This is a genomic window from Rhizobium sp. CBN3, from assembly GCF_030518245.1.
Classification (GTDB): Bacteria; Pseudomonadota; Alphaproteobacteria; order Rhizobiales; family Rhizobiaceae; genus Rhizobium; species Rhizobium aethiopicum_A.
On record NZ_JAULSE010000001.1, the window covers coordinates 322,993 to 348,804 of the forward strand.

Annotated in this window: 26 protein-coding genes and 1 tRNA gene; 13 read left to right on the forward strand and 14 right to left on the reverse strand. The window is 61.9% G+C overall.

Annotated elements, in window-relative coordinates:
* The first annotated feature begins 13 nt into the window (after positions 1–13).
* The 3 genes from QWJ46_RS01645 (at position 14) to QWJ46_RS01655 (ending at position 2,494) form a co-directional block, all read left to right on the forward strand.
* Positions 14–376 carry a helix-turn-helix transcriptional regulator gene (locus QWJ46_RS01645; RefSeq protein WP_302748751.1) on the forward strand — a complete coding sequence of 121 codons (363 nt, stop codon included), beginning with the start codon at positions 14–16 and terminating at the stop codon, positions 374–376.
* Positions 369–1,580: an arsenite efflux MFS transporter ArsK gene (gene arsK / locus QWJ46_RS01650; RefSeq protein ID WP_302748752.1), complete on the forward strand. Its 1,212-nt coding sequence runs from the start codon at positions 369–371 to the stop codon at positions 1,578–1,580. Before QWJ46_RS01645 ends, arsK begins: the two co-directional genes overlap by 8 nt.
* 107 nt (positions 1,581–1,687) lie before the next feature.
* Entirely contained in the window at positions 1,688–2,494 is an 807-nt protein-coding gene (locus tag QWJ46_RS01655; protein WP_302748753.1) for a sulfite exporter TauE/SafE family protein, read from the forward strand.
* Between the two features lie 3 nt (positions 2,495–2,497).
* On the opposite strand, the gene arsH is transcribed toward QWJ46_RS01655, so the two are convergent.
* The 10 genes from arsH to xylF all read right to left on the reverse strand — a co-directional run bounded on the left by arsH (position 2,498) and on the right by xylF (position 10,160).
* Positions 2,498–3,226, reverse strand: coding sequence for an arsenical resistance protein ArsH (gene arsH / locus QWJ46_RS01660; protein ID WP_302748754.1), 729 nt, complete (start codon positions 3,224–3,226; stop codon positions 2,498–2,500).
* Positions 3,201–3,623, reverse strand: a complete 423-nt coding sequence (gene arsC, locus QWJ46_RS01665) for an arsenate reductase (glutaredoxin) (RefSeq protein WP_302748755.1) — start codon at positions 3,621–3,623, stop codon at positions 3,201–3,203. The genes arsH and arsC overlap by 26 nt, the downstream gene beginning before the upstream one ends.
* Complete coding sequence (locus tag QWJ46_RS01670; RefSeq protein ID WP_302748900.1) at positions 3,620–4,315, reverse strand: MIP/aquaporin family protein; 696 nt, start codon at positions 4,313–4,315, stop codon at positions 3,620–3,622. The genes arsC and QWJ46_RS01670 overlap by 4 nt, the downstream gene beginning before the upstream one ends.
* Positions 4,312–4,839 carry an arsenate reductase ArsC gene (locus tag QWJ46_RS01675; protein WP_302748756.1) on the reverse strand — a complete coding sequence of 176 codons (528 nt, stop codon included), beginning with the start codon at positions 4,837–4,839 and terminating at the stop codon, positions 4,312–4,314. The genes QWJ46_RS01670 and QWJ46_RS01675 overlap by 4 nt, the downstream gene beginning before the upstream one ends.
* A 15-nt stretch (positions 4,840–4,854) precedes the next feature.
* Positions 4,855–5,292, reverse strand: a complete 438-nt coding sequence (gene arsN2, locus QWJ46_RS01680; RefSeq protein WP_302748757.1) for an arsenic resistance N-acetyltransferase ArsN2 — start codon at positions 5,290–5,292, stop codon at positions 4,855–4,857.
* Entirely contained in the window at positions 5,280–5,642 is a 363-nt protein-coding gene (locus QWJ46_RS01685; RefSeq protein WP_302748758.1) for a helix-turn-helix transcriptional regulator, read from the reverse strand. Before QWJ46_RS01685 ends, arsN2 begins: the two co-directional genes overlap by 13 nt.
* Before the next feature lie 821 nt (positions 5,643–6,463).
* Positions 6,464–6,540, reverse strand: a tRNA-Arg gene (locus QWJ46_RS01690).
* Between the two features lie 205 nt (positions 6,541–6,745).
* Positions 6,746–7,528, reverse strand: coding sequence for an ATP-binding cassette domain-containing protein (locus QWJ46_RS01695; protein ID WP_088393066.1), 783 nt, complete (start codon positions 7,526–7,528; stop codon positions 6,746–6,748).
* Between the two features lie 14 nt (positions 7,529–7,542).
* Entirely contained in the window at positions 7,543–8,856 is a 1,314-nt protein-coding gene (locus tag QWJ46_RS01700; protein WP_302748759.1) for a sugar ABC transporter permease, read from the reverse strand.
* A gap of 263 nt (positions 8,857–9,119) precedes the next feature.
* Complete coding sequence (xylF, locus tag QWJ46_RS01705) at positions 9,120–10,160, reverse strand: D-xylose ABC transporter substrate-binding protein (protein WP_302748760.1); 1,041 nt, start codon at positions 10,158–10,160, stop codon at positions 9,120–9,122.
* A 273-nt stretch (positions 10,161–10,433) separates the two neighbouring features.
* Here xylF and QWJ46_RS01710 point away from each other — a divergent pair, with 273 nt between their 5' ends.
* A complete protein-coding gene (locus tag QWJ46_RS01710; protein WP_302748761.1) occupies positions 10,434–11,657 on the forward strand; it encodes an ROK family transcriptional regulator in 1,224 nt (407 codons plus the stop codon).
* A 432-nt stretch (positions 11,658–12,089) separates the two neighbouring features.
* Here QWJ46_RS01710 and iolG read toward each other — a convergent pair whose 3' ends face one another.
* Positions 12,090–13,082: an inositol 2-dehydrogenase gene (iolG, locus tag QWJ46_RS01715; protein ID WP_302748762.1), complete on the reverse strand. Its 993-nt coding sequence runs from the start codon at positions 13,080–13,082 to the stop codon at positions 12,090–12,092.
* 157 nt (positions 13,083–13,239) lie between these two features.
* On the opposite strand from iolG, the gene QWJ46_RS01720 reads away from it, so the two are divergent.
* Positions 13,240–13,524 carry a hypothetical protein gene (locus QWJ46_RS01720; RefSeq protein ID WP_302748763.1) on the forward strand — a complete coding sequence of 95 codons (285 nt, stop codon included), beginning with the start codon at positions 13,240–13,242 and terminating at the stop codon, positions 13,522–13,524.
* A 182-nt stretch (positions 13,525–13,706) separates the two neighbouring features.
* Here the strand turns inward: QWJ46_RS01720 and QWJ46_RS01725 are convergent, their stop codons facing one another.
* The 3 genes from QWJ46_RS01725 to QWJ46_RS01735 all read right to left on the reverse strand — a co-directional run bounded on the left by QWJ46_RS01725 (position 13,707) and on the right by QWJ46_RS01735 (position 16,441).
* The gene (locus QWJ46_RS01725) at positions 13,707–14,576 is read right to left on the reverse strand and encodes a Hint domain-containing protein (protein ID WP_302748764.1); all 870 of its coding nucleotides are present in this window, start codon (positions 14,574–14,576) and stop codon (positions 13,707–13,709) included.
* 305 nt (positions 14,577–14,881) lie between these two features.
* Positions 14,882–15,343: a hypothetical protein gene (locus tag QWJ46_RS01730; RefSeq protein ID WP_302748765.1), complete on the reverse strand. Its 462-nt coding sequence runs from the start codon at positions 15,341–15,343 to the stop codon at positions 14,882–14,884.
* A gap of 90 nt (positions 15,344–15,433) precedes the next feature.
* Positions 15,434–16,441 carry a LysR family transcriptional regulator gene (locus QWJ46_RS01735; RefSeq protein WP_184453929.1) on the reverse strand — a complete coding sequence of 336 codons (1,008 nt, stop codon included), beginning with the start codon at positions 16,439–16,441 and terminating at the stop codon, positions 15,434–15,436.
* A gap of 271 nt (positions 16,442–16,712) precedes the next feature.
* On the opposite strand from QWJ46_RS01735, the gene chvE reads away from it, so the two are divergent.
* The 8 genes from chvE (at position 16,713) to QWJ46_RS01775 (ending at position 25,803) form a co-directional block, all read left to right on the forward strand.
* Positions 16,713–17,777, forward strand: a complete 1,065-nt coding sequence (gene chvE, locus QWJ46_RS01740; protein WP_184453931.1) for a multiple monosaccharide ABC transporter substrate-binding protein — start codon at positions 16,713–16,715, stop codon at positions 17,775–17,777.
* A 99-nt stretch (positions 17,778–17,876) separates the two neighbouring features.
* Positions 17,877–19,415 (forward strand): multiple monosaccharide ABC transporter ATP-binding protein, encoded by a 1,539-nt coding sequence (gene mmsA / locus QWJ46_RS01745; protein WP_302748766.1) that lies wholly within the window; start codon positions 17,877–17,879, stop codon positions 19,413–19,415.
* The gene (mmsB, locus tag QWJ46_RS01750) at positions 19,412–20,623 is read left to right on the forward strand and encodes a multiple monosaccharide ABC transporter permease (protein ID WP_302748767.1); all 1,212 of its coding nucleotides are present in this window, start codon (positions 19,412–19,414) and stop codon (positions 20,621–20,623) included. The genes mmsA and mmsB overlap by 4 nt, the downstream gene beginning before the upstream one ends.
* Before the next feature lie 115 nt (positions 20,624–20,738).
* Positions 20,739–21,734, forward strand: a complete 996-nt coding sequence (araD1, locus tag QWJ46_RS01755) for an AraD1 family protein (RefSeq protein ID WP_302748768.1) — start codon at positions 20,739–20,741, stop codon at positions 21,732–21,734.
* A 67-nt stretch (positions 21,735–21,801) separates the two neighbouring features.
* Positions 21,802–23,235 carry an aldehyde dehydrogenase family protein gene (locus QWJ46_RS01760; protein WP_302748769.1) on the forward strand — a complete coding sequence of 478 codons (1,434 nt, stop codon included), beginning with the start codon at positions 21,802–21,804 and terminating at the stop codon, positions 23,233–23,235.
* Positions 23,236–23,296: 61 nt separating this feature from the next.
* Positions 23,297–25,036, forward strand: coding sequence for an L-arabinonate dehydratase (gene araD, locus QWJ46_RS01765; protein WP_302748770.1), 1,740 nt, complete (start codon positions 23,297–23,299; stop codon positions 25,034–25,036).
* A gap of 117 nt (positions 25,037–25,153) precedes the next feature.
* Positions 25,154–25,396: a type II toxin-antitoxin system Phd/YefM family antitoxin gene (locus tag QWJ46_RS01770; RefSeq protein WP_302748771.1), complete on the forward strand. Its 243-nt coding sequence runs from the start codon at positions 25,154–25,156 to the stop codon at positions 25,394–25,396.
* Positions 25,393–25,803 carry a type II toxin-antitoxin system VapC family toxin gene (locus tag QWJ46_RS01775; RefSeq protein ID WP_302748772.1) on the forward strand — a complete coding sequence of 137 codons (411 nt, stop codon included), beginning with the start codon at positions 25,393–25,395 and terminating at the stop codon, positions 25,801–25,803. Before QWJ46_RS01770 ends, QWJ46_RS01775 begins: the two co-directional genes overlap by 4 nt.
* Positions 25,804–25,812 lie beyond the last annotated feature (9 nt).

Consider the following 25,812-nt stretch of genomic DNA (forward strand, 5'->3'; position numbering starts at 1 on the left):
GGAATATTGAAATATGGATGAACGTCAAGCCCTCATGTCATTCGCGGCGCTGTCGCAGGAAACCCGTCTAGCGGTGGTGCGCACCCTGGTCGTCGCAGGCCCGGAGGGGATGGCGGCAGGCGCCATTGCCGAGAAGATGGGCGTCTCCCCATCGAATATCTCGTTCCACCTCAAGGAACTCGAGCGCTCGGGCCTGATCGCCCAGAGGAGGGAGTCCCGCTCGATCCTCTACAGGGCCAACTATGACGCGCTCTCGGGCCTGGTGACATTCCTCATGCACGACTGCTGCGCCGGCCATCCGCGGGTGCTCGGCGTTCCTGCCAACGAGGGTGACTGCTGCTCCGCCGAACAGCCGGAAACCAACCAGCATGCGTGAAGCCAGGAACACGATCTCGCCCGCAACGATCTCCGCCCTCGGCCTGACGCAGATCATCGGCTACGGGACGCTCTACTACTCGTTTTCGATCCTCGCGCCCGGCATGGCGAAGGACCTCGGCGTGACGCTCGAGCAGGTCTTCGGCGTCTTCTCGGTCTCGCTGTTCGTCGGGGGACTGTCGGCACCGATGATCGGGAAGCAGATGGATAGGATTGGGGCGGCGACCGTCCTGACCGTCGGCTCGCTTCTCTCGGCGCTGACGCTCGCCCTTTGCGCGTGGTCGCCATCGATAGCGGTATTCGCACTCGCCATCGTCCTGCTCGAAATCGCCTCTGGAATGGTTCAGTACCAGGCAGCCTTCGCGGCGCTTGTCGAAAGCGATCCCAAGACGGCTTCCCGGAGCATCACCTATCTGACGCTCATCGGCGGCTTCGCCTCCACGATCTTCTGGCCGATCTCGGCGGCGCTGATGGGGTACCTTTCATGGCGGGAAATCTATCTGGTGTTCGCCGCCCTCAACCTGGCCGTCTGCATGCCCCTGCATTTCCGGATGATGCGAAAGGGAAAGGCGGCTAGCGCCGACGGAACCGTCCGCGAACGAGAGCGGGTGATCGGCGCGATCCCGCCGGAAGCGCGACGGGGTGCAATGATCGTTGTCTCGGCCGCCTTCGCCCTCCTCGGGTTTACGCTGACATCAATCCTCGCTCACATGGTGCCGATGCTCGGCAACCTTGGTCTCGGCACCGCTGCAGTGGTTATCGGCTCGCTGTTCGGACCCGCGCAAGTCCTGAGCCGTCTGATCAACATGATCTTCGGGACACGACTGTCGCCACCCGTGCTTGCGGTCATTTCTTCTGCGCTCATGGTCATCGGCATCGTGATCCTCGGCATGAGCGGAAGCTGGCTGCCGGGAGCCGTTGCGTTCGCCATCTGCCTTGGTCTGGGCTCGGGCATCAATTCGATCGCACAGGGCAGCCTGCCGCTCTATCTGTTCGGCAGCGATGGCTACGGCGCGATCACTGGCAAGATGGCGGCCGCCCGTCTCGCACTGGGAGCGGCCGCGCCTTTCGTTTTCGCAATGGCGATGGAGCAGCTCGGCATCGGTCTGTCCCTGTTCGCCACGGCGGCGCTTGGGACGGTCGGCATGGCCGCATTTGTCAGCGTTGCGGCAACCTCACGACGGGAGACTGTCGCCGCGGAGTGAAGCAGTTTGCACACGACGAACGATCCTGCCAAAGCCCCACCTACACTTGCGGACGCTCGCGCACATCAGCATAAGGATATCGAGATGTCTCCGGAGACATAACGAGAATGGACGGGCCTGCCGAACCAACCATTTCCCGCAGCAAGCCCGCAGCCTTCACCGGCGGAGCGGTGATCGGCGCGCTAGGAGGTCTTATCGGACTGGGCGGGGCGGAATTCCGGCTTCCGCTCCTGATCGGCATCTTCAATTTCGCGGCCCTGGAGGCCGTCATTCTCAACAAGGCGATGAGCCTGGTGGTCGTGGCGTCGGCTCTGCCGTTTCGCGCGGCGACTGTCCCTTTCAGCGAGATCGGATCGCACTGGCAGATCGTGGTCAACCTATTGGCTGGAAGCCTCGCGGGTGCATGGTTCGGGGCCGGGTGGGCAACACGCCTCAAGTCTGAGACGCTCTACAAGGTGATCGGGGGCCTTCTGGCCGCCATAGCGGTCATCCTGATCGTCGGCCACGACGCCACCGCCGGACAGCCGCTGCTGACAGGCGGCACACAGCTCCTGGCGGGCATCGTCGCAGGATTCGCGATTGGCATCGTCGCCTCGCTTCTCGGGGTAGCGGGGGGCGAGCTGCTGATTCCAACTCTCGTTCTCTTGTTCGGATGCGACATCAAGCTGGCGGGATCGCTGTCGCTCGCGGTCAGCCTGCCAACAATGCTCGTTGGTTTCACCCGATACAGCCGGGACCAAAGCTTCTCTGTGCTCGGACGCAACAAGGTGTTCCTGATCGTCACGGCGGCAGGATCGATCGTTGGCACATTCATAGGCGGTCGATTGCTCGGAATCGTTCCGAACGCGGTTCTTCTGCCCGCGCTCGCCGTAATCCTGCTCCTGTCCGCGGTGAAGGTCTGGCGGCACAAGTAGCCGTCAGATCGACTTCAACTGCACCCGCTGTTCGAGCTTGGCCGCGTCTTCCTTCCGCTCGCTGTAACGGTCGGTGAGGTACGAAGAGGCATCGCGGGTGAGCAGCGTGAACTTCACCAGTTCCTCGCACACGTCGACCACCCGGTCGTAGTAGGACGACGGCTTCATCCGTCCGTCTGCATCAAACTCCTGATAGGCCTTGGCGACCGAGGACTGGTTCGGAATCGTGATCATCCGCATCCAGCGACCGAGGATGCGGAGCTGGCCGACGGCGTTGAACGACTGCGAGCCGCCCGACACCTGCATCACCGCGAGCGTCTTCCCCTGCGTCGGCCGCACAGAGCCGACGGATAAAGGAATCCAGTCGATCTGAGACTTCATGACCCCGGTCATCGATCCATGGCGCTCCGGGCTGACCCATACCTGGCCTTCGGACCATTCGGAAAGCTCGCGGAGTTCCTGCACTTTGGGATGGCTGACGGGAGCTTCGTCCGGCAGCGGCAGCCCCTTGGGATCGAACACCCTGACCTCGCAGCCCAGCCGTTTGAGCAGTCGGCTTGCCTCGTGAGCGAGGAGACGGCTGTAGGAGACCTCGCGCAGCGAACCGTACAGGATCAGGATGCGCGGCTTGTGTGTTGAGAACTGCGGGCGGAGCGCGTCGAGGTCGGGCTGATGCAGGTGCCGCTCGTCGAGGGCTGGAAATGTCTTAGACAATGCGCTTCCCTTCCTCATCGAGCACCTTCTCGCCATCCTCCTTGGTGAAGGCGCCCTTGTGTGTGTCCGGCAGGATGTCGAGGACGACCTCGGACGGACGGCTCAGGCGGGTGCCGAGCGGTGTCACGACGAAGGGGCGGTTGATCAGGATCGGATCCTTGAGCATCGCGTCGAGCAACTCGTCGTCGGTCAGCGCGGGGTCTGCGAGACCGAGTTCTTCGTAGGGCGTTCCCTTCTCACGGATGGCTTGCCGCACTGTCAGGCCAGCGTCGGCAATCATCTTCACCAGTTCGGCTCGGGACGGAGGGGTCTTGAGATATTCGATCACGGTCGGCTCGATACCCGCATTGCGGATCATTTCGAGCGTGTTCCGCGACGTCCCGCAGGCGGGGTTGTGGTAGATGGTGACGTTCATAACTTTGCCTCCGATGAGACTGTTGACGACGCACCGGGCGCGAGAAGCCAGGTGAAGAGGGAGAGGGCCGCAACCGCGCCGATGATCTCCGCCATCCAGAAACCGGGAAGATCGATCGGGCGGATGCCGGAGAATGTGTCGGTCAGCGATCTGGCAAGCGCGACCGCGGGATTGGCGAAGGAGGTCGATGCCGTGAACCAGTAGGCGGCGGTGATGTAGAGCCCGACCAGCCATGGCACCGCCTTCTGCTCGAACCTGATCCCGGCGAGGATGGTGGCCACAAGCCCGAAGGTTGCGACTCCTTCGGAGAACCACTGCGCGCCACCGGTGCGAACCTTGGTCGACAGCTCGATCAGCGGCAGGTCGAACATCAGATGCGCGGCCAGCGTGCCGATCACGCCGCCGACGATCTGCGCGACGACGTATCCGCCGAAGTCGCGCTTCGGCAGCGATCGGGAGATCGAGAAGATCAGGGACACCGCCGGATTGAAGTGAGCGCCTGATATCGGCCCGAGCACGGTGATTAGAACAATCAGAATGGCGCCCGTCGCCAGCGTGTTGCCCAGCAGCGCCAGTCCGACATCCTTTGTCAGCGACGCCGCCATGATGCCGGATCCGACCACGGTTGCGACTAGCATGGCGGTCCCGAGGGCTTCGGCGACGAGTCGGCGCGATAGATCGAAGCCCATCAGTCTGCCTCCGGCCGCTTAATGCTGGCACCTTCCATGGTGCCGATCTCGCGTACATGCTGCTCGAGTGCCATGCGGTCGATTGAGGCAAGCGGAAGATTGACGAAGGCGGTGATGCGGTTCTTCAGGAAGCGGGCCGCCTGCGCGAAGGCGTGCTGGATTTCGACTTCGGCGCCGACTACGGTAGCCGGATCCTCGACGCCCCAATGCGCCGTCATCGGATGGCCTATCCAGACCGGGCAGGCTTCTCCAGCCGCGCTGTCGCAGACCGTGAAGATGAAGTCCATCTCCGGAGCGCCGGGTTCGGCGAAAACATCCCAGCTTTTGGACGAGAAACCTGTCGACGGATAGCCTAGGGCGGCCAGTTCCTTCAGCGCATGCGGGTTCACTTCACCCTTTGGCTGGCTGCCCGCTGAGAAAGCTTTGAAACGTCCGCCGCCTTCCTTGTTGAGGATGGATTCGGCGAGAATGGAGCGTGCGGAATTGCCCGTGCACAGGAAGAGCACGTTGTAGGTCTTGTCGGTCATGGTCGTGTTCCGTCGTTAGGTCGGAGGCCTGTTCAGCTTCATGATCGTCGCCGACGCCGGACAGATGCCCGAAAGCTGGCGGGTGGAGAGGATTTGTTCCGGTACTCGGTCGCGTGTCACAGCTTCGAAGCCAAGCAGCTCGAAGAATGCCGCGGCGGTTGTCGTCGCCAGGTAGATGTCAGCGGATGGTCGTGTTTGGGCAATCGTCGCGAGGGCCAGATATCGTCCGTATCCTTGCGATCTGAATTCCGGAAGGATCACCATGGATCGCAGAAGAAGGTCCGGCCCGCATTTCTCCAGCCCCGAGAAACCGATCAGCATGCCGTCGGGATTTCGGCATTCGAAATAGAGCCGTCCGGCTTCATCGAGGTCGTCAGTCGGAAGCCCGGCAGCCGTAAGTGCCGCCTTGAGGTCGCTGCCTGACGGGATCTCCTTGAGCGTCAGTTCACGCATGTCGCCGCTCCTTCCGGAGTGCAGCAGGGGGTCAGATCGGCGATCAAAGGAGCGCAAAGCTCGGCGTTCCCACCGCAGCAGTCCTTGAGAAGAAACAGCGTGAGGGCGCGAAAGCCCTCCAGGTCCGCCCGGTAGATAATGGAGCGGCTCTGTCTCTCGCTTTTCACGATTCCGGCGCGCGCCATCGTCGCGAGGTGAGCGGACATGGTGTTCTGCGGGACGTCCATGATGCGCGCCAGTTCGCCCGCCGGAATGCCCTCCGGCTCGGATTTGACAAGCAGGCGGAAGGTTTCGAGCCTTGTCGTCTGGGCGAGGGCGGCGAGCGCCGCTATAGCGTTCTTTGATTCCATATATCCAGAATAATGGATATGTTGTTGATGTCAATGGGGCGTGTCGGCCATCGAAAGCGGAAGATCACTTCTAAGCCGCAGATGAGTGGCTTCTGCCTGCCTGGCTGTCCTTGTGTTGAGTGCGGCGCTTCCCGGCTCCGCGGAGGGCGGCGCACGAAATGCAGTTGGCCTGGTGTCGCAGCTAAGGATTCGTATCGGCGGGATTTGGGCTTCAGTCCTGGCGGGCGAATCCATGGGCGCGCACGCCGCGCATAAGTAACGCAACGTATACCCCGCGGATAGTCTTTACGGACGGATATATGACTTGGCGTAACATGGGCGAGTTCCGACCTCTACTGCTTCTCTATTGTAAGGCAGGACTGATGCCCGTCACTTCGCAGCGCAAATACTATTCGATGGGCCTGCTTTAGGCCGATCCTGGAGCGCAACGTTCGGTTAACCATAATCCTGAAATGGCATCCGGGACCCATGTCGGTCGCCGCCTTTTCGGCCGCACCGAGCCACTGTCAACAATTACCACGGCCAAGTGCGAACGGAACTCGCTTTCGGTTCGAAGCGCACTGCGGCCAGCAGGAGCTTCCCTGCTTCGAATTACGAAGGGAGAGTTCCTTAGTCGATGCGGGAAGAGGGCAGCCCGGGCGTGGCGACCGCCGTTAGAGAATTGAACGCCGATCGGACAGACGCGGCCGAGCTTTCGGCCGGTAGAATCGCCGGATATCCTGATTTTACAGAGAAATCAGTAATTCCAGTCCGCTCTCATGGTGCAATGCGTCCGGAGATAGCGTAACTAATCCGCTCATATGCGCTGATCTAAAAATTTGTGGCGCACCCGACAGGATTCGAACCTGTGACCTTTGGAATCGGAATCCAACACTCTATCCAGCTGAGCTACGGGTGCATGCCTGAGGCGGTTTGAATCGCCTGTCCGATGGGTGGTTCTTAGCCTAGCTTGCGGCCGGCTTCAATCGCGAAATTCTCGGAAATACCGATGCTTGCGATTTGGCGGGCGTTTTTATCCGTCAGCCCGGGGAATGCCACATAAAAAACTCCGCCGGCCTTGCGGGCGGCGGAGCCTGGTTGTCCGGAGCAGGGCGCCGGTGGCGTCAGATCTGCATGGCGCCGGGGCCGGGGATGGCTTTCGGCGGCACCTTGCCGAGGATGATCATGCCGAGCACCTCGTCCTTGGTCACGTCCTCGGTGCGGGCGTGGCCCACCACCTGGCCGTTCTTCATCACCGAGACGCGGTCGGCGAGGTCGAAGACGTCGTGGATGTCGTGGCTGATGAGGAAGATGCCGATGCCTTCCTTCTTCAGCTGCTTGATCAGTTCGCCCACCTGCGCCGTCTCCTGGGGCCCGAGGGCCGCCGTCGGCTCGTCCATGATCAGGATGCGGGCGTTGAAGAGGATCGCGCGGGCGATCGCCACCGATTGCCGCTGCCCGCCCGAAAGCGCCTTCACCGGCTCCTTGAAGCGCTTGAAGTTGGGGTTGAGCCGCCCCATCACCTGGCGCGCCGAGGCTTCCATCGCCACGTCGTCGAGCGTGCCCCAGCGGGTCTTCAGCTCGCGGCCGAGATAGAGGTTGGCGGCGGCGTCGACATTGTCGGCGACGGCAAGCGTCTGGTAGATCGTCTCGATGCCGTATTTCTTGGCATCGCGCGGATTGCGGATCTCGGCCGGCTCGCCATTGATCAGGATCTCGCCGCCATCGCGCTTGTAGGCGCCGGAGAGGATCTTGATCAGCGTCGATTTGCCGGCGCCGTTGTGGCCGAGCAGGGCCACCACTTCGCCGGGGTAGAGATCCACCGAGGCGTTGTCGACGGCGTGGATGCCGCCGAAGGAGATCGAGATGTTTTTCAGTTCCACGAGGGGAGTGCGTTGATCAGCCATATCTGGAGCTCCTCTCACTTGGCACGGGCGCGGTAGACGGTGTCGAGCCAGACCGCCACGACAAGGACGGTGCCGACGACGACGCTCTGCAGCGGCGTGTCGACATGCGCCAGCACCATGCCCGATTGCAGAGACTGCATGACGAGCGCGCCGAGCATGGCGCCGGCGATGGTGCCGGTGCCGCCTGCGAGCGACGTCCCGCCGATCACGGCGGCGGCGATGGTGTAGAGCTCGTCGAGCGTGCCTTGCGAGTTCGTCGCGGCGTTGAGGCGGGCGGTGGAAATCGCCGCCGCAATGGCTGCGAGCACGCCCATCAGCGCGAAGATGCGCACCGTCACCCAGCGGGTCTTGATGCCGGCGAGTTCGGCCGCCTCGGGGTTGCCGCCGATCGCGAAGACATAGCGGCCGAAGCGCAGGCGGGTGGCGATGAAGGTCATGATGATGCCGACGACGATGGCGATCAGCACCGGCACGGCGATGCCGTAGGGAATATCCAGGCCGGTTTCCGGCCAGGGGATATTGTTGGTCTCGGCATATTTCTTGGCGATGTTGATCGGCCAATAATAGCTGTTGGCGATCGAGACGGCGCCGAGGATCAGCACGCAGCTCAAGGTCGCGAGGAAATATTCCGCCCAGATCGGCCGCCGCGGAAAGCCGAAGCGGCGGCGCTGATGGCGCGAGCCGATGATGCTGGCGATGACGAAGAGGCAGGCGGCGATGCCGACGACCCAGCTCCAGGTGGCGCCGATCGAGCCCTCGGCGCCCCCGCCCATGATGCGGAAGGTCTGGTCCATGGGGGCAACCGTCTGACCGCTGGTGACGAGCCAGGTCGCGCCGCGCCAGACGAGCAGGCCGCCGAGGGTGACGATGAAGGAGGGCACGTTGAGGAAGGCGATGATCATGCCCTGAAAGGTGCCGATCAGGCCGCCGGCGATGATGCCGATCAGCAGCGTGATCACCCAGGTGAAGGGGCTGTCGAAGCCGATATATTCCGGCAGGATCTTCGCCTGCGTCACGCCCATGATCATGCCGCAGAGGCCGAGCACGGAACCGACCGAAAGGTCGATGTTGCGGGTGACGATGATCAGCACCATGCCCGTCGTCATGATCGCGATATCGGTCGTCTGGACCGAGAGGTTCCAGAGATTGCGCGGGGTCAGGAACAGGCCGCCGGTGATGATGTGGAAACCGATCCAGATGATGACGAGCGCGCCGATCATGCCGAGCAGGCGGGTGTCGATCTCGGTGGCGCGGAAGAAGCGGGTCACCGGATTGGCTTCTGCCGTTCGCGGCCCGCTTGAAGTCGTTGATTTTAGCATGTCGGCCATGGGTTTGCCGTTCCCCCATTCTTGTTTGGACGGGCGCGCCTGCGTACTGGAGCTTGGCCAAAGGCGTCATTCGTCTGTCTTCAACTGACCATCGCGATGCTTCCGGAAGCCGGTCGCGTGGCGACGCGGCGCTCTTCCGGCAGGGAATGCAAGTCTGCGATGGTGCGGCGAGGCGGAGAAAACTTCGTCGTTGGAATTCCCGTCCGCATCCGGCGCCACAGCGGTGTCCGCTGCGGCGCCGGCTATTCTAGTTCAAAGCTGGCTTACTTGCAGGCGGCAACCGCGCCCGCCTTGACGCCCTGGCAGGCTTCAGCCTTGGAGATCCAGCCGGCGTCGATGACGACGTTCAGATTGTCCTTGGTGATGGCAAGCGGCTTCAGGAAGACTGACTGCATTTCCACGCCCTTCGGGCCGCCCTTGAAGGCCTGAGCGCCGTCGATCTTGCTCATGTCCTTGCCGCCGGCGAGGTCGAGAGCGATTTCAGCGGCGCGCTTGCCGAGTTCGCGGCTGTCCTTCCAGACGGAAACCGTCTGCGTGCCGAGAGCGATGCGGTTCAGCGCCGCCTTGTCGCCGTCCTGGCCGGAAACCGGAACGGAGCCGGCGAGGCCCTGGGCGTCGAGCGCTGCGATCGCGCCGCCGGCCGTGCCGTCGTTGGAGGCGACGACGGCGTCAACCTTGTTGTTGTTGGCGGTCAGGAACTGCTCCATGTTGCGCTGAGCGTTCTCCGGCAGCCAGCCGTCGGTATAGGCTTCGCCGACATTCTTGATCTTGCCGGCGTCGATCGCAGCCTTCAGCACTTCCTGCTGGCCCGAGAACAGGAAGTCGGCGTTCGGGTCGGAGGACGAGCCCTTGATGAAGACGTAGTTGCCTTCCGGCTTGGCCTTGAAGACGCCCTCGGCCTGCAGGCGGCCGACTTCCTTGTTGTCGAAGGTGATGTAGAAGGCGGCCGGGTTTTCGATCAGGCGATCGTAGCCGACGACCGGAATGCCTTCGGCAGCGGCCTTTTCGATCGCCGGGCCGATGGCGTCGGAGTCCTGGGCGAGGATGATCAGCGCGTTGGCGCCCTGCGAGATCAGCGATTCGACGTCGGTCAGCTGCTTGGCGGCCGAGGACTGCGCGTCAGCGGAAATATATTTGGCGCCCTTGGCTTCGAGAGCCTTCTTGATGGCGGCTTCGTCGGTCTTCCAGCGCTCTTCCTGGAAATTCGACCAGGAAACGCCGACGACGAGATCGGCAGCCATGGCGGCAGTATGCACGGAAACGAGAATGGCAGCCCCTGCCATCAGTTTCATAATAGACTTCATAAATTGTCCTCCCGAGTGAGTTGCGACCGGCCCAGCCCATGCTTCCTCCGGCCACCGCGAAAGCTGTCGAGATTTTTTTCTCGACAGTCGAGAAATTAACTGTCAGAGATTTTTTCAACTGTCAACTCTGCATCGCCGGCTTAATTGGCTTGCGCAAAAGCGACCGGAGATGCAGGGGAAGGTGAGGGCGATGAAGATCATGATGCCGAAAACCGTGAGCGGTTTTCGGCCGGCGTCATGGTCTCACGAAAGCAGGAGGAGAGGGCGGCGTCCATGCTGACCAAGTCGAGCACGGAGCTGGTCCGGCAGAGAAACAGCGTGCTCGTGCTGTCCGTGCTGCGGCGCCACGGCGCGCTCGCCCATACCGAAATATCCGATTTCACCGGCCTTTCCTCAGCCACCATTTCGGCGATCACCGCCGATCTGGAACGCGCCCAGATCATCGAAAAGTCCGAGCAGCAGGCGGCAAACGGCCGCGGCCGGCCGCGCGTGCTTTTGCGCCAGCGGCGCGATTGCGGCTATCTCATCGTCGTCATCATCTCTTCGGATGCGGTGCAATATTCGCTTGTGGATTATGCAGGCAAGCTGATCGACCGTTTCAGCGAGGAGCGCTCGCGTGATCCGTCTGGTGCCGCCCGCTTCGTCGCCGGGGTGCAGGCCGGGCTCTTGCGCATTCTCGATCGCTCGAGGATTTCGCAGGAAAGGGTGCTGCTGATCTCGATCAGTTCCAAGGGTCTGGTCAATTCCACCGAGCCGGTGCTTGTCTGGTCGCCGATCTTCGGCAGCGACCAGATCGATTTCGAATCGGCGCTGCGGCCCGACTGGCAGGCGAAGGTCATTCTCGACAACGAGACGCTGCTCGTCGCCGCCGCGCTTGGAGCGCGTGAGGAGATCGCCAAGGGCGCCGATTTCCGTTCGCTCGCCGCACTGTCGCTCGGCCACAGCATCGGGCTTGGCATCGTTCGGCGCGGCGGCCAGACCGGCCAGGAGATCTCCGCCCCCAATTTCGGCCACATGCTGCACATGGCGGGTGGCGGCCTCTGTCGCTGCGGCACCCGCGGCTGTATCGAGGCCTATGCCGGCTTCTACGCCATCCTGCGCAGCGCCTTCGAAGTGCCGCTCGATACGATTCCGGCCAAATTCGTGCCGGTCGCCGAACTCGACAAGATCGCCGCCCGCGCCCGCCAGGGCCACCGCACCTCCGCCTTCGCCTTCCGCCAGGCGGGGCTTGCGCTCGGCAACGGCCTGTCGCGCATGCTGAGCCTCACCGAACGTATGCCGATCGCCATCACCGGCCCCGGCACCCGCTACTACGACCTGCTTCGCCAGGGCATCGAAGAAGGCCTCGGCCAGTCGCATGTCGTGCGCATGGAAGGCATGCCGGAGATCCGCGTCGTCCCCGACGAACCCATCCTGGTCTTCGAGGGCCACCTCAACCGGGCGCTATCGGTGATCGACCAGGACATCGTGCTGTCGGGGGGGCAGGGGACGGATTGAGATGGCTTGCCGTGCAACCCCCTCATCCGCCCTACGGGCACCTTCTCCCCGCTGGGGAGAAGGGTATGCTGCGAGCTCTCGATTCTCTCTTCTCCCCTCGGGGCCACAAGGGGGAGAAGGTGGCCCGAAGGGTCGGATGAGGGGGCCACACGGCACGCCATTCATCACTCTTCGCTGCGCTCAGCGCACGCGCTCGAACGAAAACCCCTCCCCACAAGGGGGAGGGGCTACCACGTGGCGCCCACCTTGGCAGACCTCCACCTTTCTGCGGATGAAACCGTGGAATGGGAAGCAGCGGGGTGCGGCAAGTTAGCCCCTCCCCCTTGTGGGGAGGGGTTGGGGAGGGGTCTTGATCGCGCTCTGCCATCCAACGCAAAACGGCCGGGCAGAGCCCGGCCATCTCATGCACGACTTCCGGTCGGGAGAGGACCGTCAGCCGATCTTGATCAGCTTGCCTTCCTTGACCGACTGGACGGCGGCGTCGGCGAGCGCCAGTGCTGCCAGGCCATCGGCGCCGGAGGGGGTGATCTTCGCGCCCTTTTCGATCGCGGCGATGAAGGCGGCGATCTCGTTGGCGTAGGCTTCGGTGTAGCGGGTCATGAAGAAATCATGCAGCGGCGGGCGGGTGTAGCCGTCGCCGTTCGCCACCTCGATCGAAACCGGGCGCTGGTTTTCGGCTGCGGCCATGCCCTTGGAACCGTGCACTTCGATGCGCTGGTCGTAACCATAGGTGGCGCGGCGGGAGTTGGAGATGACGGCCTGCTTGCCGGATTTGGTCTGCAGGATCACCGAGACGCTGTCGTAGTCGCCGGCTTCGCCGATCGCCTTGTCCACAAGCACGGCAGCGGTCGCCAGCACCGAGACCGGCTCTTCGCCGAGCAGGAAGCGGGCCATGTCGAAATCGTGGATCGTCATGTCGCGGAAGATGCCGCCCGAGCGCTTGATGTAGTCGACCGGCGGGGCGCCGGGGTCGCGCGAGGTGATCGTCACCATCTCGACATCACCGATCTTGCCGTCGTCGATGACCTTGCGCACTGCCATGAAATGCGGGTCGAAGCGGCGGTTGAAGCCGACCATCAGCTTGCCGCCAGTCTCTTCCACCACCTTGATGCAGGCCTTGACGCGGGCGACGTCGAGATCGATCGGCTTTTCGCAGAAGATCGCCTTGCCGGCGCGGGCGAAGCGCTCGATCAGGTCGGCATGAGTATCCGTCGGCGTGCAGATAACGACGGCGTCGATATCCTTGGCGGCTTCGATCGCCTCGATGGTGCGGACTTCGCAGCCATAGGCCGAAGCGATCGCTTCCGCCGCCTGCGGAAAGGCGTCGGCAACCGCAACCAGCGTCGCATTGGCGTCGCCGCTGACGGCCTTGGCGTGAACCTTGCCGATGCGGCCGGCGCCGAGCAGACCAAATCTTACAGTCATTTCAATCTCCCTTGAATTCGGAACAAATAAACCGAATTGCCAAAAATCTGGAATTTTCATTCCATCATCTGCGCGTCGCGTCAAGCCCGCGACTCTTTCACATTTGCAAGATTCAAACTAAAGGACAGTGCGACAAAATGCGACCGCGGGGACAGACATGCAGCTTATCGATCCGAACCATCCGGCATACCAGCGCCTCTGGGTGCGTGTCGGCATCGTTGCAGTCTGCTTCGGCTGGGCGGCGATCGAGATTATCGGCGGCGATCCCTTCTGGGCGGTGATCTCCGCTGCAGCCGGCGCCTATGCCTTCTATATGCTGTTCTGGACCTTCAAGCCGCAGCCGCAGTCGGCCGAGCCGGCTGTGCAACCTGACGCCGAGGGAGAGGACGAGGCCGATGAGACATCCGCCGAAAAGCCTTCGAAAGACGGTCAGGCGGAATAGTAGCGGGCGGCTCGCCGATCAAGAGATCGGCGAGCATCATCGGCTTCGTCGCAGCCGAACAATCGAAGCGCGCCGCGCTCTTTCCGATGCGCGTCGCGCTTGACATCTTTGTTCGATATTATCGCAAAGCCGGCGCCGGGCTTCGCGTGCAGCGAGCCCGGTCTCCGCGCATTTCCGTCCTGTCAGAGTGACAGTTCCCTGGCCTGTGCGTCGATCTTCTCGCAGGCATCGCCGAAGGGATCGCGCATCGGCACCAGCGGCGAGACGCCGAGCAGGAGAAGCGCTTTCAAATGTGACCAGCCGCCTCCGAGCAACGGCGCAAAGGGTGTCATCACGCTGCATTCCCAGCCATAGAGACGCTGGTACTCTGCAAAATTGCAGAAGTTCTCGTGATTGCTGTCCTGCAGGTGGAAGGACTCGGCCGCAGCACCTTCGGCTAGGATAGCTTCGTGCGTATCGAGCATGACGGCATAGTAGTCGATCGATGCGTCGGCGGCCGGAGTGACCGGTGCGATGGTCGTGCCGTTCACGAGTTCCTTCACCTGGATCAGAACGCCGTTCAGGTACAGCGCATGGCCAGGCGACAGATAGAGATCCGAATGGGGTGTGTGCCCGTCCAGTGCGTGGCGGCAAACACGGATCGGCACGACGTCCTTTTGCCAGCGTGCGGCGCTCTTCTTGAAGCTTTGGCGGCCGACCCACTTGACCGCACGGGTGCTGCCATCAGGAAGGGCAATGCGATCGCCGATGCTGAGATCCTCGACGGGCTTCTCACCGCAATCCGTGAGGATCGCCGTTCCCCGCAGGAAGCAATTTGCGCCGCTGCCGCCATGGCCACCTCTTCCGCCTGGACCACCGCTCCCGCCGGAACCTCCGTGTCCGCCGGAGCCGCCGCGTCCCCAACGCCGCCCCATCGCTTTGGCCGGAGAGGTGGATATTGCCGTGGCCATAGCCGCCACGCCGGCGAGACGAGCGCCGGCGGCCGCGACTACGCCTAAAAAATGTCTGCGCGCAGTGTTGCGCGGCTGCTTCGGATCTTCCGTAGATGACATGTAGGCGGTCTCCTGAAAACATTTAAACCGCTCAATGCTACAACGTGTTGTATCGCGTTCAATTTCGCCAGTTAGCGCTGTGCCCTACTGAAAAGGGCGTAGGCAGGGGTTATGGGGTCGCGAAATACGCTGTGTCAGATAGCAAAAAGCGGGAGGTTTATATGCTACCGAAGCGCGAAAGAATCGAACTGAGTACCGTCGTGACCGGTTGAATCGCAGGAAAACAGCACATATAGCGTGCGCGGACCGAGCCGGATGGCGGCTCTTCCGTGGCGTCGGAGTGTTTAGCCGCGTTCGAGATAGCTTCAGCTCTGCGGCAGGCGGCGCATCGCCTCGTCGATCAGCAGATTGGCGATCATCATGCGCCTGTTGGCATTGTCGCGGAAAGGCTCTGCGATGCCATCAGGGTGATTGGCCTTGGCAAAGGCGCGCCGCTTCTCGTTCAGCGTCTGTTGGGTATCGGCGGCAGCGATCGCCAGTTCGGCGGCGATCTCTTCCGGAGCGATGCGGGCGAGATGGTCCGGCATGACGGGTTCCGGCTGCGGCGGGAGAGTCGCCTCGGCCGCAGGCTCGCTGCCGAGATTGTCGAAATAAGCTTCGCCGATCCGCTGCGAGGCGACCGAGATGCCTTCCAGGACATCGAATGCGAGGCCGGTGGCAAGCCCGGATACGCGGTGGGCAGCCGGCGCGTGCGTCTCTTCGGCCGGGTCTTCCTCCGCCTTCAGCCGCTCGAGCACAGATTGAAATACCGATTGTCCGAACAGCATGCGCCTTCCTCTCGAAGACATTAGATCTGGGCAAGATGGCGCAGAGCTTGCCGGTTAAATCGATGGAGCATGATGTCGCCGCGTCGCGCTCTAGCCGCCCTGCTTGCGGCTCTCCTCGAGGATGATGTCGTAGAGCAGCTTGGCGCTCGGCGGCAGCGCCCGTTCTCTCGCCGTGATCAGGCTGTAGGGCTTGACGTTGATGTCGAAATCGATCGGCAGCATGCGCACGTCGGACGCCTTGGCGCCTTGGCTTGCGAGGAAATGGGCGACGTCGACGGCGACGGGGGCGATCGCATCGGTTTCGCAGACGATGGCGCAGGTGAGCAGCAGAGAGGAGGTGTTGACGATGTTCTCCGGCAGCGCCACGCCGCGCGACAGGAAGATATCTTCGATCGTGCGGCGCAGCAGCGTGCCCGGCGGCTGGAACACCCAGTCGTAATCCCTGACGTCGGAAAGACTGCTCGTCTTCTTTCTTTTGAGGAGCGGATGGCGGTTGCGCACGATCAGGCAGGCCCGTTCGATGCCGATCTCCTTCACCTCGAACAGGCGCGGGTTGAGGTCGTCGGGAATGCGGCCGATGATGAAGTCGTGACGGGCGGCAAGCAGCTCGCGGGCGAGCACGTTGCTCGTCTCCACCTGGATGTTGATCTCGATGCCGGGATAGGCCTTGCGCACCCTGTTGATTGCCGGCACGACGAGGCTCATGGCCGGCGCCGTCACTGCGCCGATGAACACCGAGCCGCCCTTGCCGCTCTTCAATTCGCCGATCTCGCGGCTCGCCTCGCGCAGCTCCAGCAGGATCTTGCGGGCGCGTCTGGCAAGAGCCGCGCCAAAGGTCGTCAGCACCACACCGCGGGCGACGCGTTCGTAGAGCGACGTCTTGGTGATCGCCTCCATTTCCGACAGCATGCGCGATGCGGCGGGCTGCGAGATGTTGAGAACTTCTGCAGCTGCGGAAATCTGTCCACTATCTTCGATTGCGACGATGATGCGCAGGTGATTCAGCTTAAGTCCCGAACGGAGAAAGCTGTCGTCGCCGAAATTATCGCTGTGGATATCGACGTGATCCATCGAAATGGGCTCTGAAACGATCGTCATGGTTGCAGCCTCCCCACTGCGCTCCATCAAAAGTAATACTTTTTAACGATATACCAAAATTGTTATGCACATTACCACTTATTCTATTTGACAGTTATAGGAATCCATACCAGTTTGCCGCCGTGTGCTGGTTGGCACTCAACACGTGTGAGATCGTGGAGGAGACCTACTTCGTTTCTCACCATCTGAAGTAACTATCCAATACGGAACCTGCCACAGTTTCGGGGCGGGCGATTTTTCGTCCGCTGCTCTATTAACAAGGGAGAGAGAAATGAAATCCATTATCTCATTGATGGCTGCGGCTGCCTTCGGCGTCGCTTCGTTCGTTGCGCCGGCAATGGCCGCCGACAAGGGCACCGTCGGCATTGCAATGCCGACCAAGGCTTCGGCCCGCTGGATCGACGACGGCAACAACATCGTCAAGCAGCTCCAGGCTGCCGGTTACGGCACTGACCTGCAGTATGGCGACGACGACATTCCGAACCAGCTTTCGCAGATCGAAAACATGGTCACCAAGGGTGCCAAGGTTCTCGTCATCGCTTCGATCGACGGCACGACCCTGTCCGACGTTCTGCAGAAGGCCCACGACGCCGGCATCAAGGTCATCGCTTATGACCGTCTGATCCGCGATTCGGGCAACGTCGACTACTACGCCACCTTCGACAACTTCCAGGTCGGCGTTCTGCAGGCAAACTCCATCGTTGACGGCCTCGGCCTCAAGGATGGCAAGGGCCCGTTCAACATCGAACTCTTCGGCGGTTCGCCGGACGATAACAACGCCTTCTTCTTCTATGATGGCGCAATGTCCGTCCTGCAGCCCTACATCGACTCGGGCAAGCTCGTCGTGAAGTCCGGCCAGACCGGCATGGACAAGGTCGGCACGCTGCGTTGGGATCCGGCAACGGCCCAGGCCCGCATGGACAACCTGCTCTCGGCAAACTACACCGACGCCAAGGTCGACGCCGTTCTGTCTCCCTATGACGGTCTCTCGATCGGCATCATCTCCTCGCTGAAGGGCGTCGGTTACGGTACGGCTGCTCAGCCGCTGCCGATCGTCACCGGTCAGGACGCTGAAATCCCGTCGGTCAAGTCGATCATCGCTGGCGAACAGCACTCGACGATCTTCAAGGACACCCGCGAACTCGCCAAGGTCACGGTTGCCATGGTCGATGCCGTCATGTCCGGCAAGGAGCCTGAGGTCAACGACACCAAGACCTACGACAACGGCGTCAAGGTCGTTCCGTCCTACCTGCTGAAGCCGGTTGCCGTCGACAAGACCAACTACAAGCAGATCCTCGTCGACAGCGGTTACTACTCTGAAGACAAGCTGAAGTAAGACGTTAAGCAGGAGGCCGGAGCCCGCGCTTGCGGGTTCCGGTCTTCGATTTTATGATCGCCAGGCCGCTTGGCGGCTCAAGGCGCTGGAACTTTGACTATGGACAACACCATCCTCGAAATGCGGAGCATCACCAAGACGTTCCCGGGCGTCAAGGCGCTGGAGAACGTGAACCTCAAGGTTCGCAAGGGTGAAATTCACGCATTGGTCGGCGAAAACGGGGCCGGCAAATCGACCTTGATGAAAGTCCTATCGGGCGTTTATCCCACCGGAAGTTATGAAGGCGACATCGTCTATGAAGGCGAGACACGCAACTTCAAGGTCCTGAAGGACTCCGAGGAAATCGGCATCGTCATCATTCACCAGGAACTGGCGCTCGTGCCGTTGCTGTCGATCGGCGAAAACATCTTCCTCGGCAACGAGAATGCCAAGAGCGGCGTCATCAGCTGGGACGAGACCTTCAACCGCACGAAGCAGCTGCTCAAGAAAGTCGGCCTGTCCGAATCTCCGAACACGCTGGTGACCGACATCGGCGTCGGCAAGCAGCAGCTCGTCGAGATCGCCAAGGCATTGTCGAAGAGCGTCAAGCTGCTCATCCTCGATGAGCCCACGGCGTCGCTCAACGAACGCGATTCCGATGCGCTGCTCACGCTGCTGATGGAGTTCCGCAAGCAGGGCATCACCTCCATCATCATTTCCCATAAGCTGAACGAGATCCGCAAGGTCGCCGACCAGATCACCGTCCTGCGCGACGGCATGACCGTCAAGACGCTCGACTGTCACGCCGACGAGATCAGCGAAGATATCATCATCCGCAACATGGTCGGCCGCGATCTCGAGGACCGCTATCCCCCGCGTTCGGTGCCGATCGGCGAAACCATTCTCGAAGTGAAGAACTGGAACGCCTATCATCAGCAGCATCGCGACCGCCAGGTCCTGCACAATATCAACGTCACCGTCCGCAAGGGCGAAGTCGTCGGTATCGCCGGTCTGATGGGGGCAGGGCGAACCGAATTCGCCATGAGTCTGTTCGGCAAGGCCTATGGCCACAAGGTCTCGGGCGAAGCGCTGATGCATGGCAAACCGGTCGACGTCAGCACCGTGCGCAAGGCGATCGATGCCGGTCTCGCTTATGTCACCGAAGACCGCAAGCAGCTCGGCCTGGTGCTCAACGACACGATCCTGCACAATACGACACTGGTCAATCTGAAGGCGGTGTCGAATGCCTCCGTCATCGACAGCGTCAAGGAATCGCGCGTTGCGACCGACTATCGGTCGAAGCTGCGCATCCGTTCCTCCAGCATCTTCCAGGAAGCGGTCAATCTATCCGGCGGCAACCAGCAGAAGGTGGTGCTGTCCAAATGGCTGTTTTCCAATCCCGATATTTTGATCCTCGACGAGCCGACGCGCGGCATCGATGTTGGCGCAAAATACGAAATCTATACTATCATCAACCAGCTTGCCGCCGACGGAAAGGGCGTTCTGATGATCTCGTCGGAAATGCCCGAACTGCTTGGTACGTGTGACCGCATCTACGTGATGAACGAAGGACGCATCGTCGCGGAACTGCCGAAGGGAGAAGCAAGCCAGGAAACCATCATGCGCGCTATCATGCGCTCAGGGGAGAAGAAACAATGACGCCGATCAACCAACCCATCGCTGAGCAGGGGCGTGTCGTCTCCATCGGAGACTATGTTCGCGGCAACATCCGCGAATACGGCATGTTCATCGCACTCATCGCGATCATGGTGTTCTTCCAGTTCTCGACCGGTGGCGTTCTCTTCAGGCCGCTCAACCTGACTAACATCATTCTGCAGAACTCCTTCATCGTCATCATGGCGCTCGGCATGCTGCTGGTCATCGTCGCCGGCCATATCGATCTTTCCGTCGGCTCGGTCGTCGGCTTCATCGGCGCAATCGCCGGTGTGATGACGGTGCAGTGGCACACCAACTATGTCCTGGCGGGTGTCGTGTGTCTTGCTCTCGGCGCGGTCGTTGGCGGCGTTCAGGGCTATTTCGTCGCCTATCACAAAATTCCCTCCTTCATCGTCACGCTCGCCGGCATGCTGGTCTTCCGCGGCCTGACGCTGTTCGTGATGACGGCATCGGGCACCGGCACCAGCATCGGTCCTTTCCCGCCGGAGTTCCAGCTGATCAGCATCGGCTTCCTGCCGAACCTCTTCGATATGGGCGGCATCAACTCGACCTCGATCATCCTGACCGTCGTCGGCGCCGTAACCCTCTTCTATCTGGCGTGGCGCAAGCGCCTGTCGAACGAGAAGCATGGCAATGACGTCGAGCCGATGGGCTTCTTCCTTGCCCAGAACATCATTGTCTCGCTCGCCATCCTGGGGCTCGGCTATCAGCTGTCGATCTATCGCGGCTTCCCGAACGTGCTTGTCGTCATGCTCGTCCTCGTCGCTGCCTATGCCTTCATTACCCGTCGCACGACGATCGGTCGGCGGATCTACGCCATGGGCGGCAACGAGAAGGCGACCAAGCTGTCCGGTATCAACACCGAGCGGCTGACCTTCCTGACCTTTGCCAATATGGGTCTGCTTGCCGGTCTCGCCGGTCTCATCGTGGCGCTGCGCCTCAACTCGGCGACGGCCAAGGGTGGTTTCGGTCTCGAGCTCGACGTGATCGCCGCCTGCTTCATCGGCGGCGCATCGGCTCAGGGCGGCGTCGGCAAGGTGACGGGTGCGGTGATCGGCGCGCTTATCATGGGCATCATGAACAACGGCATGTCGATCCACGGCCTCGGCACCGACTCGCAGCAGATGGTCAAGGGTGCGGTGCTTCTCGCCGCTGTGTTCTTCGACGTCTACAACAAGAACAAGGGCTGAGCGCCTAAGCGCAGCCCCGGCATTCGCAGTCATATGAAAGTTGGATTCCGGCTCCCGTGGGAGCCGGACAGGCGGAGCTTTTTCTGTCTTCGCCGGAACGAGAAGGATCGAAGTCGTGCTTATTTCCCAGATCAAGGGTGCCAACGGAGAGATCGTCGTCGCCGTGCGCGAGCAGGGCGGCGCGGCCAGGTCGGTCAACAACGCCGGCAGCGTCTATGCGCTGGCGATGGAAGCCGCCGACGGCGGCAAGTCGCTTGCCGCCGTTATCGAGGCCCATGGTTACGGCGAGGCCGTCGACCTTAAGAAGGCTTATGCGGAAGGCCGTTTCCTGCCGCCGATCACTCATCCCGATGCCGCGCACCTGCATCTGACCGGCACCGGTCTCACCCATCTCGGCTCCGCCGCCACCCGTGATAGCATGCACAAGAAGACCAGCGAGGCGGCCGAGGAAACGCTGACCGACTCGATGAAGATGTTCAAGATGGGCCTGGAGAACGGCAAGCCGAAATCCGGCGAAAAAGGCGTGCAGCCCGAATGGTTCTACAAGGGCAACGGCTATGGCACGGCTGCCCCCGGCGCTCCGCTCGTCTCGCCCTCCTTCGCGCTCGACGGCGGCGAAGAGCCTGAGATGGCGGGCATTTATGTCATCGCCAAGGACGGCTCGCCGTTCCGCATCGGCTTCGCCCTGTCGAACGAGTTTTCGGACCACGTCACCGAACGGATCAACTATCTCTATCTGGCCCACTCGAAACTGCGCCCGGCCGCCTATGGTCCGGAAATCCGCATCGGCGCCGCACCCGACGATATCCGCGGCACCTCGCGCATCAAGCGCGGCGACAAGGTGATCTTCGAAAAGCCCTTCCTGTCGGGTGAGGCGAACATGTCGCACACCTTCGCGAACCTCGAATATCACCATTTCAAATACGGCCTCTTCCGTGTTCCGGGTGACGTCCATGTCCATATGTTCGGCACGGCGACGCTGTCCTTTGCCGATGGCATCAAGACGGAAGAGGGCGACGTCTTCGAGATCGAAGTCGCCGAATTCGGCCTGCCGCTGCGCAATCCGCTGAAGGTGGCGGCCGAAGAAGAGATCGCCGTCAAGCAGCTCTGATTTTCGAGGCCTGGCTGCTTCCGTGGCCGGGCCGTGATGTAAACGGTAAAGGAGGCTTGTTCAGCCCATGACCATTTATCAAAACCTGATCGCCGGCGAATGGGTCGGCACGAACGCGACGAAGAACATCAACCCGTCGGATACGAACGAGGTCGTCGGCCTCTATGCCGACGGCAGCGCCGAAGACACGAGAAATGCCATCGCCGCCGCCAAGGCCGCCTTTCCGGCGTGGTCGCGCTCGGGCATCTGGGAGCGCCACGTCATCCTGAAGAAGACCGGCGACGAGATCATGGCGCGCAAGGACGAGCTCGGCGCGCTGCTCGCCCGCGAAGAGGGCAAGACGCTGCCTGAGGCGACCGGCGAAGTCATCCGAGCCTCGCAGATCTTCGAATTCTTTGCAGGCGAAGCCCTGCGGCTCGCCGGCGAGGTCATCCCGTCGGTTCGCCCGAATATCGGCGTCGAGATCACCCGCGAAGCGCTCGGCGTCATCGGCATCATCACGCCGTGGAACTTCCCGATCGCCATTCCCGCTTGGAAGATCGCGCCGGCGCTCTGCTATGGCAACACGATCGTCTTCAAGCCGGCCGAGCTGGTGCCGGCCTGCTCCTGGGCGATCGTCGATATCCTCAATAGGGCAGGATTGCCGAAGGGCGTGCTGAATCTCGTCATGGGCAAGGGCTCGGTTGTCGGCCAGGCCATGCTCGAAAGCCCCGACGTTCACGGCATTACTTTTACCGGTTCCACCGGCACCGGCCGGCGCGTGGCCGCCGCCTCGATCGAGCATAACCGCAAGTTCCAGTTGGAGATGGGCGGCAAGAACCCGATGGTCGTGCTCGACGATGCCGACCTCAACGTTGCCGTCGAGGCCGCCGCCAATTCCGGCTTCTTCTCCACCGGTCAGCGCTGCACGGCCTCGTCACGCCTGATCGTCACCGAAGGCATCCACGACAAGTTCGTCGCGGCGCTCACCGACAAGCTGAAGACGCTCGTTGTCGACAATGCGCTGAAAGCCGGAACCCATATAGGTCCCGTCGTCGACGAACGGCAGCTCAAGACCGATACCGACTATATCGAGATCGGCAAAAAGGAAGGCGCCAAGCTCGCCTTCGGCGGCGAGGTCATTTCTCGCGAAACGCCCGGCTTCTATCTGCAGCCGACGCTGTTTACCGAAGCGACCAACCAGATGCGCATTTCGCGCGAGGAAATCTTCGGACCCGTGGTCTCGGTGATCCGCGCGAAGGATTACGACGAGGCGCTTGCCCTCGCCAACGACACGCCGTTCGGGCTCTCGGCCGGCATTGCCACGACCAGCCTGAAACATGCGACGCATTTCAAGCGCAATTCGGAAGCTGGCATGGTGATGGTCAACCTGCCGACGGCAGGCGTCGATTTCCACGTTCCGTTCGGCGGCCGCAAGGGCTCGTCCTATGGCCCGCGTGAGCAGGGCAAGTATGCGAGCGAATTCTTTACTGTGGTCAAGACGGCCTACACGCTGGCTTGAGACATATCCGATGACCCGGGCCGTACGAGGCGGCCCGGCAATCACCTGAAGGACGGAGATTATGAAGAAGAAAGCGGAATGGCCGCGCAGGCTGAGGTCGCAAGAATGGTACGGCGGCACGAGCCGCGACGTGATTTATCATCGCGGCTGGCTTAAAAACCAGGGTTATCCGCACGACCTGTTCGACGGACGGCCGGTCATCGGTATCCTCAACACCTGGTCGGATATGACCCCCTGCAACGGCCATCTGAGAGAGCTCGCCGAGAAGGTGAAGGCGGGTGTGTGGGAGGCCGGCGGCTTCCCGCTCGAAGTGCCGGTGTTCTCGGCATCGGAAAACACCTTCCGCCCAACCGCGATGATGTACCGCAACCTTGCCGCTCTCGCGGTGGAGGAAGCGATCCGCGGCCAGCCGATGGATGGCTGCGTGCTGCTCGTCGGCTGCGACAAGACCACGCCGTCGCTGCTGATGGGCGCCGCCTCCTGCGACCTGCCGTCGATCGTCGTCACTGGCGGACCGATGCTGAACGGCTATTTCCGCGGCGAGCGTGTCGGCTCCGGCACGCATCTGTGGAAATTCTCCGAAATGGTGAAGGCCGGCGAGATGACGCAGGCCGAATTCCTCGAGGCGGAAGCTTCGATGAGCCGTTCGTCCGGCACCTGCAATACCATGGGCACCGCTTCGACGATGGCGTCGATGGCCGAAGCGCTCGGCATGGCGCTGTCAGGCAATGCCGCGATCCCCGGCGTCGATTCCCGCCGCAAGGTCATGGCGCAGCTGACCGGCCGCCGTATCGTGCAGATGGTCAAGGATGATCTGAAGCCGTCGGAGATCATGACGAAGCAGGCCTTCGAGAACGCCATCCGCACCAACGCGGCGATCGGCGGATCGACCAATGCCGTCATCCATCTGCTCGCGATCGCCGGCCGCGTCGGCATCGACCTGACGCTCGACGATTGGGACCGCTGTGGCCGTGACGTTCCGACGATCGTCAACCTGATGCCGTCGGGCAAGTACCTGATGGAAGAGTTCTTCTACGCCGGCGGCCTACCGGTCGTGCTGAAGCGCCTCGGCGAGGCGGGCCTCCTGCATAAGGACGCGCTGACTGTGTCCGGCGAAACCGTCTGGGACGAGGTCAAGGACGTCGTCAACTGGAACGAGGACGTCATCCTGCCTGCTGAAAAGGCGCTGACCTCTTCGGGCGGCATCGTCGTGCTGCGCGGCAATCTCGCGCCGAAGGGCGCGGTGTTGAAACCTTCGGCTGCATCGCCGCATCTCCTGGTGCATCGGGGCAGGGCCGTCGTGTTCGAGGACATCGACGACTACAAGGCCAAGATCAACGACGACAATCTCGACATCGACGAGAATTGCGTCATGGTGATGAAAAACTGCGGTCCGAAGGGTTATCCCGGCATGGCCGAGGTCGGCAATATGGGCCTGCCGCCCAAGGTGCTGAAGAAGGGCATCCTCGACATGGTGCGGATATCAGACGCCCGCATGTCCGGAACGGCCTACGGCACCGTCGTGCTGCACACCTCGCCGGAAGCCGCCGTCGGCGGACCGCTGGCGGTCGTCAAGAACGGCGACATGATCGAGCTCGACGTGCCGAACCGCCGCCTGCATCTCGACATCTCAGACGAGGAATTGGCGCGCCGTCTCGCCGAATGGCGGCCGAACCACGATTTGCCGACCTCGGGCTACGCCTTCCTGCATCAGCAGCATGTCGAAGGAGCCGATACCGGCGCCGATCTCGACTTCCTCAAGGGATGTCGCGGAAATGCGGTCGGCAAGGACAGCCACTGAGCGGAAGCATTCGAGATTGGAATAGTTGAAAGGCGGGGCGAGAGCCCCGTTTTTTGTTGTACTTGTTCAACGAGAAAATGACGCTATATTCTGTACAAGTGTACAGGAGAGATGGTCATGTCAAAGGTGGTCGGTGCTGCGGAATTCAAGGCGAAATGCCTGAATCTGATCGATCAGATGCGCAGCGACGATGAATCCATCGTCATCACCAAGCGCGGCAAGCCGGTTGCCGTGCTTTCCCCGGCGCGCGACACAGGCGAACGCAAGAGCATCATCGGCGCGATGAAGGGCAGCGTATTGCGCTATGACGATCCTCTGTCTCCGGCCGTCGAGCCGGAGGATTGGGACGCCCTCCGTTGATCGTCATCGACACGCATATCCTCGTCTGGGCGGTGCAGGACGATGCGCGCCTCGGTTCACAGGCCCGGCGCATCATCGACGAGATGACGGAGAAAAGCCGTATCCTGATTTCGGCGATCACACCTTGGGAAATCGCCATGCTCGTGCAGAAGGGGCGCCTGGCGCTCGGCGACGATGTCGGGCGATGGATCGATAGCGCTCTGTCGCTGCCCGGGCTTCAGCTTGCACCGATCGAGCCTTCCATCGCGATAGACAGCGTTCGGCTGCCCGGCGAGTTTCATGCCGACCCCGCGGACCGCATCATCGCCGCCACAGCCCGTTTTCATCGCGTACCGTTGCTGACGGCGGATCAGGCAATCCTCAGCTATGGAGCGCGCGGTCACCTCCAGGTCGTTGCGGCTGGATAGACGCGGCTT

Coding starts and splice junctions, on each gene's coding strand:
- QWJ46_RS01645 (WP_302748751.1), top strand. CDS start 14: ATGGATGAACGTCAAGCCCTCATGTCATTCGCGGCGCTGTCGCAGGAA.
- arsK (WP_302748752.1), top strand. CDS start 369: ATGCGTGAAGCCAGGAACACGATCTCGCCCGCAACGATCTCCGCCCTC.
- QWJ46_RS01655 (WP_302748753.1), top strand. CDS start 1,688: ATGGACGGGCCTGCCGAACCAACCATTTCCCGCAGCAAGCCCGCAGCC.
- arsH (WP_302748754.1), bottom strand. CDS start 3,226: ATGAGGAAGGGAAGCGCATTGTCTAAGACATTTCCAGCCCTCGACGAG.
- arsC (WP_302748755.1), bottom strand. CDS start 3,623: ATGAACGTCACCATCTACCACAACCCCGCCTGCGGGACGTCGCGGAAC.
- QWJ46_RS01675 (WP_302748756.1), bottom strand. CDS start 4,839: ATGACCGACAAGACCTACAACGTGCTCTTCCTGTGCACGGGCAATTCC.
- arsN2 (WP_302748757.1), bottom strand. CDS start 5,292: ATGCGTGAACTGACGCTCAAGGAGATCCCGTCAGGCAGCGACCTCAAG.
- QWJ46_RS01685 (WP_302748758.1), bottom strand. CDS start 5,642: ATGGAATCAAAGAACGCTATAGCGGCGCTCGCCGCCCTCGCCCAGACG.
- QWJ46_RS01695 (WP_088393066.1), bottom strand. CDS start 7,528: ATGGCTGATCAACGCACTCCCCTCGTGGAACTGAAAAACATCTCGATC.
- QWJ46_RS01700 (WP_302748759.1), bottom strand. CDS start 8,856: ATGGCCGACATGCTAAAATCAACGACTTCAAGCGGGCCGCGAACGGCA.
- xylF (WP_302748760.1), bottom strand. CDS start 10,160: ATGAAGTCTATTATGAAACTGATGGCAGGGGCTGCCATTCTCGTTTCC.
- QWJ46_RS01710 (WP_302748761.1), top strand. CDS start 10,434: ATGCTGACCAAGTCGAGCACGGAGCTGGTCCGGCAGAGAAACAGCGTG.
- iolG (WP_302748762.1), bottom strand. CDS start 13,082: ATGACTGTAAGATTTGGTCTGCTCGGCGCCGGCCGCATCGGCAAGGTT.
- QWJ46_RS01720 (WP_302748763.1), top strand. CDS start 13,240: ATGCAGCTTATCGATCCGAACCATCCGGCATACCAGCGCCTCTGGGTG.
- QWJ46_RS01725 (WP_302748764.1), bottom strand. CDS start 14,576: ATGTCATCTACGGAAGATCCGAAGCAGCCGCGCAACACTGCGCGCAGA.
- QWJ46_RS01730 (WP_302748765.1), bottom strand. CDS start 15,343: ATGCTGTTCGGACAATCGGTATTTCAATCTGTGCTCGAGCGGCTGAAG.
- QWJ46_RS01735 (WP_184453929.1), bottom strand. CDS start 16,441: ATGACGATCGTTTCAGAGCCCATTTCGATGGATCACGTCGATATCCAC.
- chvE (WP_184453931.1), top strand. CDS start 16,713: ATGAAATCCATTATCTCATTGATGGCTGCGGCTGCCTTCGGCGTCGCT.
- mmsA (WP_302748766.1), top strand. CDS start 17,877: ATGGACAACACCATCCTCGAAATGCGGAGCATCACCAAGACGTTCCCG.
- mmsB (WP_302748767.1), top strand. CDS start 19,412: ATGACGCCGATCAACCAACCCATCGCTGAGCAGGGGCGTGTCGTCTCC.
- QWJ46_RS01760 (WP_302748769.1), top strand. CDS start 21,802: ATGACCATTTATCAAAACCTGATCGCCGGCGAATGGGTCGGCACGAAC.
- araD (WP_302748770.1), top strand. CDS start 23,297: ATGAAGAAGAAAGCGGAATGGCCGCGCAGGCTGAGGTCGCAAGAATGG.
- QWJ46_RS01770 (WP_302748771.1), top strand. CDS start 25,154: ATGTCAAAGGTGGTCGGTGCTGCGGAATTCAAGGCGAAATGCCTGAAT.